General features: G+C 37.6%; 18 protein-coding genes. 12 read left to right on the top strand and 6 right to left on the bottom strand.

Features of this window, described 5'->3' with window-relative positions:
* Positions 1-102: 102 nt before the first annotated feature.
* The 6 genes from ctaG to moaD all read left to right on the top strand — a co-directional run bounded on the left by ctaG (position 103) and on the right by moaD (position 4,367).
* Positions 103-1,020: a cytochrome c oxidase assembly factor CtaG gene (ctaG, locus tag J2S74_RS13785; protein ID WP_307326373.1), complete on the top strand. Its 918-nt coding sequence runs from the start codon at positions 103-105 to the stop codon at positions 1,018-1,020.
* A 30-nt stretch (positions 1,021-1,050) separates the two neighbouring features.
* Entirely contained in the window at positions 1,051-1,680 is a 630-nt protein-coding gene (locus J2S74_RS13780; RefSeq protein ID WP_307326372.1) for an SCO family protein, read from the top strand.
* 146 nt (positions 1,681-1,826) lie between these two features.
* Entirely contained in the window at positions 1,827-3,125 is a 1,299-nt protein-coding gene (locus J2S74_RS13775) for a molybdopterin molybdotransferase MoeA (protein WP_307326371.1), read from the top strand.
* A complete protein-coding gene (mobB, locus tag J2S74_RS13770) occupies positions 3,122-3,658 on the top strand; it encodes a molybdopterin-guanine dinucleotide biosynthesis protein B (RefSeq protein WP_307326370.1) in 537 nt (178 codons plus the stop codon). The genes J2S74_RS13775 and mobB overlap by 4 nt, the downstream gene beginning before the upstream one ends.
* A complete protein-coding gene (locus tag J2S74_RS13765; RefSeq protein WP_307326369.1) occupies positions 3,658-4,134 on the top strand; it encodes a molybdenum cofactor biosynthesis protein MoaE in 477 nt (158 codons plus the stop codon). Before mobB ends, J2S74_RS13765 begins: the two co-directional genes overlap by 1 nt.
* Positions 4,131-4,367 (top strand): molybdopterin converting factor subunit 1, encoded by a 237-nt coding sequence (gene moaD / locus J2S74_RS13760; protein WP_307326368.1) that lies wholly within the window; start codon positions 4,131-4,133, stop codon positions 4,365-4,367. The genes J2S74_RS13765 and moaD overlap by 4 nt, the downstream gene beginning before the upstream one ends.
* Positions 4,368-4,453: 86 nt before the next feature.
* Here moaD and J2S74_RS13755 read toward each other — a convergent pair whose 3' ends face one another.
* Positions 4,454-4,747 (bottom strand): metal-sulfur cluster assembly factor, encoded by a 294-nt coding sequence (locus tag J2S74_RS13755; RefSeq protein WP_307326367.1) that lies wholly within the window; start codon positions 4,745-4,747, stop codon positions 4,454-4,456.
* Positions 4,748-4,786: 39 nt separating this feature from the next.
* Positions 4,787-5,860: a hypothetical protein gene (locus tag J2S74_RS13750; protein ID WP_307326366.1), complete on the bottom strand. Its 1,074-nt coding sequence runs from the start codon at positions 5,858-5,860 to the stop codon at positions 4,787-4,789.
* Here J2S74_RS13750 and J2S74_RS13745 point away from each other — a divergent pair.
* A complete protein-coding gene (locus J2S74_RS13745; protein ID WP_307326365.1) occupies positions 5,850-6,053 on the top strand; it encodes a hypothetical protein in 204 nt (67 codons plus the stop codon). The genes J2S74_RS13750 and J2S74_RS13745 overlap by 11 nt on opposite strands.
* A gap of 29 nt (positions 6,054-6,082) precedes the next feature.
* Here the strand turns inward: J2S74_RS13745 and J2S74_RS13740 are convergent, their stop codons facing one another.
* The 4 genes from J2S74_RS13740 to J2S74_RS13725 form a co-directional block, all read right to left on the bottom strand.
* Positions 6,083-6,616: a DUF2249 domain-containing protein gene (locus J2S74_RS13740; protein WP_307326364.1), complete on the bottom strand. Its 534-nt coding sequence runs from the start codon at positions 6,614-6,616 to the stop codon at positions 6,083-6,085.
* A gap of 496 nt (positions 6,617-7,112) precedes the next feature.
* Complete coding sequence (locus J2S74_RS13735; RefSeq protein ID WP_307326363.1) at positions 7,113-7,400, bottom strand: hypothetical protein; 288 nt, start codon at positions 7,398-7,400, stop codon at positions 7,113-7,115.
* A gap of 79 nt (positions 7,401-7,479) precedes the next feature.
* Positions 7,480-8,169 carry a Crp/Fnr family transcriptional regulator gene (locus J2S74_RS13730; RefSeq protein WP_307326362.1) on the bottom strand — a complete coding sequence of 230 codons (690 nt, stop codon included), beginning with the start codon at positions 8,167-8,169 and terminating at the stop codon, positions 7,480-7,482.
* Between the two features lie 162 nt (positions 8,170-8,331).
* Positions 8,332-8,559 carry a DUF2249 domain-containing protein gene (locus J2S74_RS13725; RefSeq protein WP_307326361.1) on the bottom strand — a complete coding sequence of 76 codons (228 nt, stop codon included), beginning with the start codon at positions 8,557-8,559 and terminating at the stop codon, positions 8,332-8,334.
* A 203-nt stretch (positions 8,560-8,762) separates the two neighbouring features.
* Here J2S74_RS13725 and lpdD point away from each other — a divergent pair, with 203 nt between their 5' ends.
* The 5 genes from lpdD (at position 8,763) to J2S74_RS13700 (ending at position 13,748) form a co-directional block, all read left to right on the top strand.
* The gene (gene lpdD / locus J2S74_RS13720; RefSeq protein ID WP_307326360.1) at positions 8,763-9,101 is read left to right on the top strand and encodes a prenylated flavin chaperone LpdD; all 339 of its coding nucleotides are present in this window, start codon (positions 8,763-8,765) and stop codon (positions 9,099-9,101) included.
* A 119-nt stretch (positions 9,102-9,220) separates the two neighbouring features.
* A complete protein-coding gene (locus tag J2S74_RS13715; RefSeq protein WP_307326359.1) occupies positions 9,221-9,508 on the top strand; it encodes a HesB/YadR/YfhF family protein in 288 nt (95 codons plus the stop codon).
* Between the two features lie 406 nt (positions 9,509-9,914).
* A complete protein-coding gene (locus J2S74_RS13710) occupies positions 9,915-11,060 on the top strand; it encodes an MFS transporter (protein WP_307326358.1) in 1,146 nt (381 codons plus the stop codon).
* Positions 11,060-13,183: a formate dehydrogenase subunit alpha gene (gene fdhF / locus J2S74_RS13705; RefSeq protein WP_307326357.1), complete on the top strand. Its 2,124-nt coding sequence runs from the start codon at positions 11,060-11,062 to the stop codon at positions 13,181-13,183. The genes J2S74_RS13710 and fdhF overlap by 1 nt, the downstream gene beginning before the upstream one ends.
* 22 nt (positions 13,184-13,205) lie before the next feature.
* A complete protein-coding gene (locus J2S74_RS13700) occupies positions 13,206-13,748 on the top strand; it encodes a 4Fe-4S dicluster domain-containing protein (protein WP_307326356.1) in 543 nt (180 codons plus the stop codon).
* The last annotated feature ends 42 nt before the right edge of the window (positions 13,749-13,790 follow it).

Here is a 13,790-nt window from a genome sequence, read left to right as displayed (position 1 = left end):
ATCCATTATCAGAGGTGCGTCTACTATATAGGTGTTTATGAAATTTTGAGAATACGTGAGTATTCAGGAGATATTTTAACTTTATAGAGGGAGGTGGGGGTTGTGGAGCAATTTTTTTCCACGTTCTCTGCTAGGACCATTTGGACACCAGAGTTAATTTTTGTACTTATTATTTTTAGTTTTATTTATTTTTGGGTAACAGGACCAATTAGAAATATGTTTCCAGATTCTAAACCTGTCCCTGTTCGTAGAAAGGTATATTTTCACCTCGGTTTAGTAGCTATTTATTTTGGGTTTGGTGGTCCGTTATATGTACTTGGACACTTAATGCTCAGCATGCATATGCTGTCCATGGCTATTGTGTTTTTAGTTGCACCACCTTTATTATTGTTGGGTACTCCTTCATGGTTTTTCAAATTCTTTACCCGTTTTTCATTTATGCGTCGAATTTTTGTGGTTTTAGGTTATCCAATTATAGGACTTGTATTGTTTAATGCATTAATTTCCTTTTACCATTTACCAGTTACCTTTGATACTTTAATGGTGAATGAAGGGTGGCATAACGTATATCAACTTGTGATGCTTTTTGCGGCTATGCTTATGTGGTGGCATATAATTCCTCGTTTTACAACACGGTATGACTTGTCTGAGTTGAAGAAGATTGGTTATATGTTTGCGAGCGGTGTGTTATTTACCCCTGCCTGTGTTTTAGTTATTTTTGCAGGAGCACCACTATATGCAATGTACACTGATCCTGCAGTTTGGTCGACTGCCATTAGCTACTGCTTACCACCTGGTGCAGATATTCCATACGATGTATTCTATACTGGTGAAAATAGAATCGGTTTCCTTACACCGCATCACGACCAACAGTTTGGTGGCGCTATGATGAAGGTTATGCAGGAGCTAGTATATGGAATTGCCATTGGTTATGTATTTAGACAATGGATGATTAAAGACAAATCAGAAAATGCGAAAGTTGAGCTAAAAGAATACGAAATGGTTCAGCCAAACAATTAATTGTTTTTTTTTTGGAAAGAGGAGAAAGAAATGTTAAGAACGAAGAATGTAATTTATATGGGGATGTTTTTGATTTTACTTCAAGGCTGTAGTTTTTTATATCAGTCGCCTGAGCCTCCCCAGTCAAATGCTATTGTTGACTTAACAAGGGAAGAGGAGCCTTGGATGGTGACACCATTGTCAGGGTTGGATGAAAATGGTGACGCTTGGTCTACTGAAGATATGTCAGGTGAATGGTGGCTTGCAAAGACAATTTTTACCCGTTGCCCTACCGTATGTATGACCATGACCCCAAACATGGTTACCCTACAAGAAGCACTTGCCGAAGAAGGCTTAGATGTTAAAATTGTCTCCTTTACAGTTGACCCGGAATTTGATACCCCGGAGAGGATGGAAAGATATGGGGAAGCCTATGGAGCGAGCTTTGACAATTGGCAATTCATATCGGGTTATGAAGAAGAGGAAATAACAGAATTTGCGGCTCAGTCCTTTAAAGCCACAGTAATGAAGATTCCTGAGCAGGAAGATATTCTCCATTCCACTAGGTTTTTTCTCATGAATCGAGATGGTCAAGTTGTGCGTTTATATAATGGGGAAAGTGGTTTTGATTTAGAAGCATATATTGAAGATTTGACAAATTTGTTAACAAGTGAAAATTAAACGTAAAAATGCACCAGTTTCATCTTTGAACTGGTGCATTTTTTCTTTACAATATAAAGAGGACTTAATAAACAATCATTATAATTATATCTGTTTAGTTTGTTAAAATAATAAAGGATGGGTAAGAGTTGAAAGGGAGTGTGGGCATGGTTGAAGAAAGAACCCCAATACTCGTAAGTGAAGCAATAAAGCGAGTAATGGAATTTTCCATAAAAGGTAAAAGTGAATATATTTCGTTAGAGGAATCGAATGGACGCTATCTAGCAGAGGACATAAAGGCAGATCATAATATTCCTCCCTTTGACAGATCTCCTTTAGATGGGTTTGCTGTTCGCAGTAAGGATACTCAAAATGCAAGTTCTACGAATCCTGTTTTTCTGGAGGTTATTGAAACGGTAGGGGCTGGGGGAGTAACGCAGCAAAAGGTTACACCAGGCCAAGCGGTTCGTGTTATGACAGGAACGATCATGCCTGAAGAATGTGATGCTATCGTTATGTTTGAGTTGACGAAGGAAAAGAAAGAAAATGGCCGCACCTATATTGAGATTAAGAGACCCTTTAACTCCGGTGATTTTGTTTCCTTTGAAGGAGAGGAAACGAAAAAGGGTGACGTATTAGTGAAAGCAGGTACACGAATTCATGCTGGTGTCATTGCCGTTTTAGCAACCTTCGGATATAAAAATGTTCCTGTTGTAAAAAAACCGGTTATTGGTGTTTATGCAACAGGTACGGAATTACTAGAGCTAGATGAACCGTTAGAACCGGGAAAAATACGTAATAGTAATGCATATATGATACAAGCTCAAGTGGAACAAGCCGGGGGAGAAGCAAAATATTATGGACAGCTTGTAGATGACTTTGATCAATGCTATCAGGCAATAAAAAATGCACTAGGAGAAGTGGATGTTTTAATTACTACAGGAGGTGTATCTGTAGGTGATTTTGATTATTTGCCACAAATATATGAAAAGCTGGGTGCTAATGTGCTATTTAATAAAATTGCCATGCGTCCAGGTAGTGTAACCACTGTGGCTGAAAAGAACGGTAAGTTATTGTTTGGATTATCGGGAAATCCTTCTGCTAGTTTCGTTGGGTTTGAGCTTTACACTAGGCCTTGGATTAAAGCCTACTTATATTCAGAAACTCCTTACTTAGAAGTCGTGAAGGGATTGCTTACAAAGGATTTTCCAAAGCCTAATCCGTTTAGCAGGTTTATTAGAAGCCGAATGGTATTCGTTGATGGTAGAATTGCAGCAGAGCCAATTGGAATGGATAAATCACAGGTAGTAACCTCTTTAGCACATTCCGATGTTTTAGTGGCCCTTCCGGGAGGATCACGTGGTTATTCCTCTGGGGATGAAGTAGACATTTTGTTATTGAACCGGGAAGGATCCGTAAATCCATTTAAAGATCCAACTAAGTTAAGAAGTGGCGAAGGTAGATGAGGAAAAGGTTGATTTTTCAAATCGTCGGATATTCTAATAGCGGAAAAACGACTCTAATTTCAAAGTGGATAGAGAGATTGTCTAAAAATGGGTATAAAGCTGTTACTATAAAGCATCACGGACACGGTCATTCGTTAACCTCGTTAGATGAGGGAAAAGACACTAGTTATCATCGAAAGGCTGGAGCAATCGGTTCCTTAGTTACTAGTGATGGGGAGTTACAGCTTACAATGAAGCTCGAGGAGCCATTAAAATTAAAAGAGGTTCTCTCCTTTTATAATTCATTTGATTTGGATGTAGTGATTGTTGAAGGGTATAAGAAGGAAGCACTCCCTAAGCTTGTATTATTACGTAGGGAAGAAGATATCTCTCTATTAGATGAGTGCTCGTTAGTGGAGGCGGTGATTTGCTGGGAGGAAGAGGAGAAGGAAAAGTTGAGCGCTATGTTAATGGTTCCGGTTTTTTTCATTGGTGAAGAGGAGAAATACTTGAATTGGTTAGAAGAACGTGTAGAAGATAGGGAGGTTTTATAATGGCAGAAACTAGTAACTTTTTGATTACGGAAACGGTCATTGATATTCAAGAGGTTGTTAATAAAGTAACAGATCGAAATGCAGGAGCTATTAATACATTTATTGGTACCGTACGGGAGTTAACAAAGGGGAAGAAAACACTTTATTTAAAATACGATGCCTACGTACCAATGGCAGAAAAAAAGCTTGCTCAAATTGGTGACGAGATCCAAAAGGATTTTCCAGAGGCGAAGGTTGCCATTACTCATCGAATCGGTGAGTTAGCCATTTCTGACATTGCTGTTGTAATAGCTGTTTCTACTCCACATCGTGCAGATGCCTTCACTGCAAGCCGCTATGCTATTGAACGTATAAAAGAAATTGTTCCAATTTGGAAAAAAGAACATTGGGAAGACGGAGAAGAGTGGATTGGTGACCAACTGGAGAAAGTTGCTTATCCTTCTGGAAAACCAGAGGAGGGGGATTTGAAATCATGATACGAGTATTATTATTTGCAGATTTACAGGAAAAAGCAGGGATAAGGGAAATTGAGATTTCTGCGGAGAAGCTTACAATTAATGGTATCCGTGAACACATAATGGAGCTTTATCCCCAGTTGACAGCAATAAAAACAGCTATGCCGGCTGTAAATGAAGAGTATGCTGAGGGGGAGCAAGTGGTAAAAGCGGGGGATATCGTAGCGTTTATTCCACCAGTTAGTGGCGGATGATCTGCAGACATCAGATTCAAGGCTAGTTATGAAACAGGTAAGGGAAGAGAAGAAATGCTTACCTGTCTCATAATGCCCCTATTCCCCTAAGCAAACATATCCCTAACCTCAGGACTCATCCGTTCTGGTGTCCAGGCCGGCTCCCATACTAGGTTAACCTCACATCGTTCCATTTCTGGATGTAGTTGCACAGCAGACCTTACACCATTAATCATTGTATCGTGGAGAGGGCAACCGGGCGTGGTTAATGTCATCGTTATAACGGCATTTGGCCCCTCAATCGTCACATCGTAAATTAACCCTAAATTAACTACATCTACCCCTAACTCCGGATCGATAACGGTCTCCAGCTGCTTCATAATTTCCTCTTTTAATTCCATTTCTATTCCCCCTAAAAATTAAATTTTTAAACTGAACATTTAGTAAGTAAAGGCTTTAACAATCGTAAATAAATAATAAACGGTACTAAAGGCAAACAATATGGAGGTTGCTGCGATAACAAAGGATTCACCAGTCCCTAATCCAACGATAAACAATAGCAAGCTTATAAATAATAACCAAAGCTTTCTATGGACAACCGTTTCGTCTATCATAATCGCTAAAGATGGTGTTTCCTGTTGCCCCACTTGTTTTCCATAGCGGAAAGTCCACCATAGGAATGGTATGATCTTTGATAAATAGGCTAGAATAGATAAACTCACAAAGCCTAATATATAGAAAACTAATATAAGTGTTAAAAGATTTGATTGCCAAATGAAATGTGGGTTTACAAGAGAAACAATAAACAATCCACCAACTAATAACGTAAAGAAATATACGAGAAAAACGAAGAAAACAATTCCCTTGCCCGGGTTCTTCTTAAATCGTTTTTTCTGTATTTCTCTAATTTGTACAATGAACATAACCAGTCCCATCGTTAATAATCCGAGACCGATAGGAAGAATACTAGTGCCTTTTCCTATCACTGCTCCAAAAATACCTACCCATATACATAAATGTAAGCTTATTAAAATCCACTTTTGCCAACTTTCCTTGTGCCCATGAGCTAAATAAAACATGGGAAGCATCTTAAAGCTGTACCCTACAATTAGAAATAGAAACCAACCGATTAAACCCATCCATAAATGTCCAATTAAAAGTACATGATGGAATTCACCCAATATAGAAAATTGGAAATTTAAAACTATTAGTACCCCGCTAATTACCGTTAATCCTAAGTAAAACAAGGCGCTAGTGGAAGCAGAAATAACTGTATTTTTTAACCGGGAATGTTGAATAGTTAAGAACACATTTACTAGGAAAATGATGACAGCACCAACAGTCAATGAACCGAAAATAATCATTCCCGTCAGTTCAAAACTTCCAAGTGAAATATAAAGTCCAAATACCCCAATGGAATAAAGACCAAAATGGATGAACCCTAATTTAATACTGTAAATAGATTGCTGCGTTACCACTGCAATTAGTTGATATACAGCTCCCATGGCTAACATTGATGCCCAGCCTAAAATAAACAAATGGGCTAATGATAAGCCTTCTAGCAGCCTAATTAAATTTGGGGACAAAGCCGAGGGAGAAACTATTAGTGTAATTGAAAAGATGAGTAATGAGAAAAAACTAGTGATAATAAATGAAAAGGGTAGAATAAAAGAATTAGAATCTGATGAGTTATTCATGAGAGACTGATTGATTTGCTGCATAGAAAACTTCCTTTCTTAATTCTTGGTCAAGTGGACTTTGGCTGACCCATCTGATTGCTCCTCTATGGTATAACGAATATTAAAATCTTTAAGTTCTTCCAGTAGGAAAACAGGAACCCGATCATTATGAATGGTTAGTGTTTCACCTGATTTTAAGGTTTCCAACCGTTTCATCGTTCTTACCATAGGTTGAGGGGGTTGTAGGCCACGATTGTCTAGGAAATAAGCTTTAACTTCATTTTCCTTTAATAAAGACTCATCTTCTGTTTCTTTTTTGGCAGTAGTTTTTTCCTTACTGAAAAGGGAAGAGAAAAATCCCCCTTTTCTTATCGTAAAGGTTGTACGGTAATGGGTACTACCGAGCTTTTCCACTTCGTTGTCATACCCCTTTGCCTTCATTACCGTAAGTAATGGGGTTGGTTTAATAGTGGAGTGAAGAATAAATAATTCTTCCTTTTTCAGTGACTTTACGGTTGTCATTATTTTTTTTAATGGATCTTTTTTATTATTAAGGTCTTCACGTACATCTAAGATAACTTCTTTGTTCATAAAAATCTTAGCCTCCTGTTAATAATAATGTTATTTATAATGTAGTAGTTTTGAGGAGGAACGGAAGTGATACATATCACAAATGGAACTCCCGACGAAAATTCGTCACATTTTTTCAAGAATAATATCTTCTTAAAACAAATTATTGTTTGTCATAAAACGTTCATAAACAAAAGGAATACAATAGAAAATTGTGACAGCAGTCACAGTTTTATAAAGGAGTTGGGATTAATATATACCTATACGATGTATTGCGATGTATAGTTTTACTTCTTTTACGTAAGACCTAACATATTTTAATTGTCGGTTCCCCCAAAACCGACAGAGTTTCCAAGTTATAACGTTATAAACCCAAAACAAGTAAATGCATGGAATTTAGTTCAATAATACCCCAATCATTTGAACAAAAAAGAGGGTGACTCAAAAGGTATGTTTTTAACCTTTTGAGTCACCCTCGATGTATTTTGCGTAGCCGTAGCAATCTTTATAAAGCCCACTACGAGTGGTTTTCTCGTAGTAGGCGAATTAGTCCAGATATAGCTTTAACAGAAAAATTTCCATTAAAATAAAAGTAAAGACTAATGTGAACAAGGATTAATACACTGCTAATAATACCGAATGTTCGATGAGTCTTCATCCATTTACGAGCAATTTTTGCTAATTTAATTTGCAAACTTCGCTTATTCGTCAATCGTACCCAGCGAAATATAAAGTAAATCATGAAATTACTAAAGACAAGAAATGCCGCTAATAAACCAACAAAGCTAACTAATGATATATCCATAATGGTCACCTCAACAAAAAACATAACCTTACAAACAAAAAAAGGCAGTGATTCTACTCACTACCCATTTCATTTTATATTATCTATCTAAGTAAGATTTTAGTTCTTCTAGTTTATGAATAACAAAATATCCGGACTTTTTCGTTACTACTTCCTGTTGTTTTAATTGGTTCATCATTCTTGTTACACTTTCTCTTGTGGCACCAAAAAAGCTCCCAAGGTCTTCGTGTGTTAATTTTAACTTGATCATTATACCTTCGTTTGTGTCTACACCATAATCTGTACTTAATCTAACAAGTGTAGCAGCAAGGGCACCAAACTTTCCATATAAGGCTACATCCCTTAATGTTGTTTGTGCTACTTGTAACCTTTCTGCCATGACTCTAAAGATAGACATGGATAACTCTGGATGCTGCATGAGAAACAACTCTAGGTCTTCATTACGTATTAAAGATATTACTCCATTTTCTAAAGAGGTAGCGGTAGCAGGATAGGTACTTTTTTTCCGGCTAAATAGTGATACCTCAGCAAACATTTCCCCTGATTGCCGGATATTTAAAAGGATTTCTTTCCCCTCCGGACTACTTTTCGTGATTTTTATTTTCCCTACATTAATGAAAAAGATTGCATTTGCCCTTTCCGATTCCCTAAAAATAACTTCCCCTTTTGTCGTTTGTTTCGTGAGGATAATGGGAGTTAATTGTTTCCTAATATCCTTTGGTAAGGTTGAAAAAAGCGGTATTGTATCTATAAAATTATGTTCACCCACAATACAACGCCTCCTTGTTTATTATTTAACAATTTACCACTGTTAAAATGCTGTTTTTGAAGTTTCTTCAACAATAAAACTGGCTATTGTTAATTGTAACAAAGGGACACCAAAAACCACTGTGACATTTTTCACAGTGGCCATAGGTATGGGGGCGTAATGCTATTCTATTTTTTGAAAAGTAGTAATGTAATGTTCAGTAGAAAGTTCTTTTACATTATGGTTACACCCTTTTCCTTCCATTACCTTTAATAAGGGCTTAGGAATAAATGGAGTGTGAAGGATTAGTTTTCCCCCGTCAGTTAAGTTGCCAACCTCTGTCATTATCTTGTGAAAAGGATCGTTTTTGGAAGCTATATCTTCCCTTACATCAAGTTCAATTGTTTGCAAGAAAATCTTCCCCTTTCATTTACTTCTATATTTTTGGCTGATACATTGATATTAGGAGAAATTAGCCATATTCTCAGTGATGATGGTCACCTTTTATGGATAATAAATCTTTCCAATTAGATGATGTGATTGTTTTCACATAAATTATTTTTCTAATTTGCTAATCTGTTAAGTGTAAAGAATATTAAAATGGGGGGATAAGGGTGATCCAATGTGAGATAAACAAAATTGGTGATGACGACTTAATTATAGTAACTGGTGGAACGAAACCCCATCTTGGTGCCGTTGTAATCGGTACTTGGGAGGGAGATCATGCAAAGGTAGTTAGTCATGGGTTACTTCATCATAAAGAAGAAGATTTATTTGTTGAGTTAGCAAAAGTATGGTGTGATACATTTCAAAAAACGGTTGTCATTTCAGGTGGAATCCACATTGACAATGCTACAAAAAGTGACATTGAAATGCTTGTAAACAAGACATGGGAGAAATTCTTTCACTTAATGGCAGACCACAAAATTCAAGAATATCCATTACCACATTAATAAGCGCCCGCTGGATGATATAATTCAATAATTAACGGTTGATAAGTGTATTTTGATACAATAATAAGTATAGAAATGGAGCAAACACTTTTATATTTTTTACACCGGAGGCGTTATACATGAAGATAGATGTAACAGACGAAGCAATTAAATGGTTTAGGGATGAGTTGGATGTTTCAGAAGGAGATAGTGTACAATTTTTTGTAAGATATGGGGGTTGCGGTGATTTCCAATCTGGATTTTCGTTAGGAGTTAATGTGAAGGAACCAGAGGATATCGGTACATCCATAGAAAAGGAAGGATTACTGTTTTTTATCGAAAACAAAGATATCTGGTATTTTGATGACCAAGATCTTCTCGTAGAATTTGATGAAAAGATAGGGGAAATTCAATATACAAAAAAATAGTGAGCTGCATTTTAAAAGAATATTTCCACGAACGCGGGACTACCATGTCCACGCGTTTTTTTTGTACTAAAAAAGTATTTTTACCTTGGTCATTATCCTTTTCTAACAAGTTCACAAAATTGTAACGGCTTTGGACAGTGTGATTTATGGTCACTTTTGACAGAATTGTGAACCGTAAATTGTTAGTATAAAAGCCCTTATAAGTGTTGATGTATCAACTGTTGAGGCATCTTTATTATTTTTATATAAATATTGTTCCTGCTGAGATGTGACTAAAATCACAGAATTGCTGTGAGCATTCCCACAGTGGAGCTCCTTCTCCATTTCTAAAATAAAGGTAACAAAAAAACATTCATGAATGTGTTTTACATGAAAATAACAATGATGAACTTAAGGGGGGAGAAAAGTGAAGGAACTTGAAAGATCATTTTATTCAAAAGCTAGTATGTATTCATTTATTGTCGTTGTCATATTGTTCTTTTCCATTTGGGTAGGAACGGGACAGTTTACAAAGGTAGGCTGGATGAAATTTGGGTACATGGTTTCTTCATTTATATTTTTCATAGGAATCACCGTTCGATTAACAGCATGGTTAATGCGTCCAGCAACACATGAAGTAATGAAACGAACGATTCAAAATATGAAAACAACAAAACGCCAAAAAAGAAATGTAAAAGCAATCGTAAAAACTTTAGTGGACAACATCATTTTACAGAAGTTTATTTTTAAAAGAGGAATTTACAGAGGAATTCAGCATTGGCTGATTGCATGGGGCTGTATCGGTTCATTAGCAATTACGTTCGGATTAGTATTCGGATGGATGCACTTTAGGTTGGTTGATGCAACAACGTATCAGTTGGTCGTCTTCAATATTCCGACAATAACAATGCATCCGGATGGAATTTTTGCTCAACTCGTTTTCAATGGATTAAATATTGCAGCAGCAATGCTATTAGTGGGTTTAATTATGGCGATTGCTCGTCGCATAAAAAATCATGATTTAAAAGTAACGGAGCGAGCTGAATTTGATTTGTTCCCGCTCTACTTACTACTAGCAGTTACCGTTTCTGGGTTATTATTAACAGTTTCTTTTAAGTTATTAGATGGTTGGATGCATTCAACAATTGCCTTGGTGCATCAAATTACAGTAGTCATTTTCCTTGTCTACTTCCCATTCGGCAAGTTATTCCACTTACCAATTCGTCCGATGGCGGCAGCAGTACCGATGAATTATCAAGAAACGGTGCAGGTGGATACAAAGGAATGTATTGGTTGCCATAAACCATACTCAAACGACGACCAAATTGCAGATGTTCAACAAATGTTAGGAAATCAAGCGTTTGATTTAAAAATGAAGGATGGAAATCATCCGTCTGATTACTGTCCAGCGTGTAGAAGAATGTTACGAGTAATGAATCACTTAAATATTAAATCTCCAGTTGGAGAGGTAGCAGAGGAACCTGTCCAAACAAATAACGGAATTCACATCCCAGGATTTGGGAGAAGACGTGCAGAGTCCTTTTATGCGCAATCGGTAAAGGAGGAGAAATAATGACTCAATTTATTGTAAAACCAGGAACGAAAAACCTCCATCATGAGGGAGAGAAATTAATCACAACCCATTGCTGCTATTGTGCAATGCAATGTGGAATGCATATACGAGTGAACGAAAAAACAGGGAAAGTGGTAGGTGTAGAACCACGTTACGATTGGCCAGTTACACTTGGAAAGATGTGTCCAAAAGGGGTAACTGCATATCAAACGGTTGACCACGAAGAAAGAATCACAAAGCCACTAATAAAAAAGAATGGTGAATTTGTTGAAAGTAGTTGGGATGAGGCGCTGGATCTTATTGAGAAAAACTTCAAACGACTCCAAAAAGAGCATGGAAAAGATGCACTTTCCGTATACGGCGGCGTTTCTATGACAAATGAGAAGTGCTACCTCGTAGGTAAATATGCTCGTGTTGCTTTAGGAACAAGGTTTGTAGATTATAATGGTCGATTCTGTATGTCATCAGCAGCAGGTGGATTTATGAAAACACTTGGAACAGACCGTGGGGCAACGTTACCTTGGCCTGAGCTTGAGCACACCGATTGCTTCTTTATTGCTGGCTGGAATGCGGCTGAATGCCATCCAACGTCTATTCAATGGTTATGGAAAGCCAGAGATAAAGGGGCAAAGATGATAGTAGTTGATCCACGGGAAACTCAAATTGCCCGCCTTGCTGATGTACATTTAGATATTAAATCTGGAACAGATTCAGCTCTAGCAAACGGAATGTTGCACATTATTGTTCGCGACGGATATGTAGATGAGGCTTACGTAAAAGAACGCTGTAATAATTACGAAGAAATGAAAGAAAAAGTAAAGGAATTTACACCTGAGTATACTTCAAAAATCACTGGTGTATCCGTTGAAAAACTTGAAAAGGCAGCGAAGATTTATGGTCAATCTCCAAGGTCAGTAGTGATGTTCTGTCGTGGTATTGAACAACAATCAAAAGGGGTAGACAACGTTTCCATATATACTTCCATGGCTTTATTAAGAGGTCAGATTGGAAAATTTGCTTCAGGTGTTGCAACAGTAACTGGCCAAGGAAATGGTCAAGGTGGTCGTGAACATGGACAAAAAGCAGATGCACTACCTGGATATCGTAAAATAGCTGACCCAGAGCATGTGAAATATGTAGCGGGTGTTTGGGGAATTAAACCAGAAGAAATGCCAAAAGCAGGAGTTTCCGCTTATGAAATGTTCGATGAAATTCAGAAAGGAAATATTCATGCTATGCACGTCATGTGTAGTAACCCAGCAGTTTCAGCACCTAATACGGAATATGTATGGGATAGTTTAAGAAAATTAGATTTCTTAGTTGTTAGTGATTTCTTCATGTCAGAAACAGCTGAATTTGCAGATGTTGTTCTTCCGGCCACAACTTGGGCTGAGGATGAAGGTACAACAACGAATTTAGAAGGACGTGTTATACGTATCCGTAAAGTTAAAGATCCGATTGGCGAATCCAAAACAGACTGGCAAATTATGAAACTGATTGCTGAGCGGATGGGCAAAGGGAAGTTCTTCCCATATGAAAATGTTCCACAAATATTTGAAGAATTCCGTCTCGCTTCAAAGGGTGGAAAAGCAGATTATTACGGTATTACTTACGACCGAATTGATAAAGAAGATGGAGTTTTCTGGCCTTGTCCATCGGAGGATCATCCTGGAACACCGACAATGTTTAAAGAAAAATTCGGTACTCCAGATGGAAAGGCTAACTTAGCAGTAGTGGGTTGGCAAGAACCAGCAGAAATACCGACAGCTAAATATCCTCATACGTTAACAACGGGCCGTGTTGTCTTCCATTATTTATCCGGGACACAAACTCGTCGAGTGAAATTCCTAATGGAACAATGCCCGCTACCGTATGCAGAACTACATCCTGAGTTAGCAAGCCAGTATAACTTAGCTAATGGAGATAAAGTGAAATTAACTACACCGCGTTCTTCAATGGTTCTAGATGTTCGTTTAACGAAAGCAATTCGCAATGATCACGTCTTTGTACCTTACCATTGGGGGAAAGAACTTTCCGTTAACCAGTTAACGAACCCAGCCCTAGATCCAACTTCTAGAATGCCTGAATTTAAAGTTTGTGCCGTTAAAATAGAGAAAGTGTAATCGGATTGGAGGAGGAACGACCATGAAAAAAATTATGTACCTTGAATTTGAACGTTGTATCGGTTGTCGTTCTTGTCAAGCTGCGTGTCGTGAATGTGGTGGACATGATGCGAAAGAACGTAACTATGTAGAATATGTCGATTTTTTAGAAAGTCGACAGACATTTCCGATGATGTGTATGCAGTGTAAGGACCCAGCCTGTGCTAGGGTTTGTCCAGCAAATGCCATTCAAATTACCGATGACGGTGTTGTACTTTCGGCAATGGAAGAGAAGTGTATCGGCTGCCGTAACTGTACCTTCGGTTGTCCATTCGGGATTCCGAAGTTCGACTTTGAAGAAAACAAAATGTACAAATGTGACATGTGTTACGATCGAACGAAGCATGACATTGCACCAATGTGTGCCTCTGTTTGTCCAAGTGACGCCATCCGCTTTATTGATCACGATGAAATGATGGAGCTCCGCCGTAAGAGAACGCAATTAAATCTAATTGAAGGAAAGAAACCTTCAGAAAACAATAAATGGCAGTACGTACCAGAATTCTTCGGAGTATATTCCGATTAAAGTTAATTTCCTAAAGGAAATTAACGGAATGATGAGCGAAGC

Source organism: Evansella vedderi (genome assembly GCF_030813435.1).
In the GTDB taxonomy this organism is placed as follows: Bacteria; Bacillota; Bacilli; order Bacillales; family Salisediminibacteriaceae; genus Evansella; species Evansella vedderi.
The sequence above is the reverse complement of the archived record's forward strand: the minus strand, read 5'-3'. Positions and strand labels throughout refer to the sequence as shown.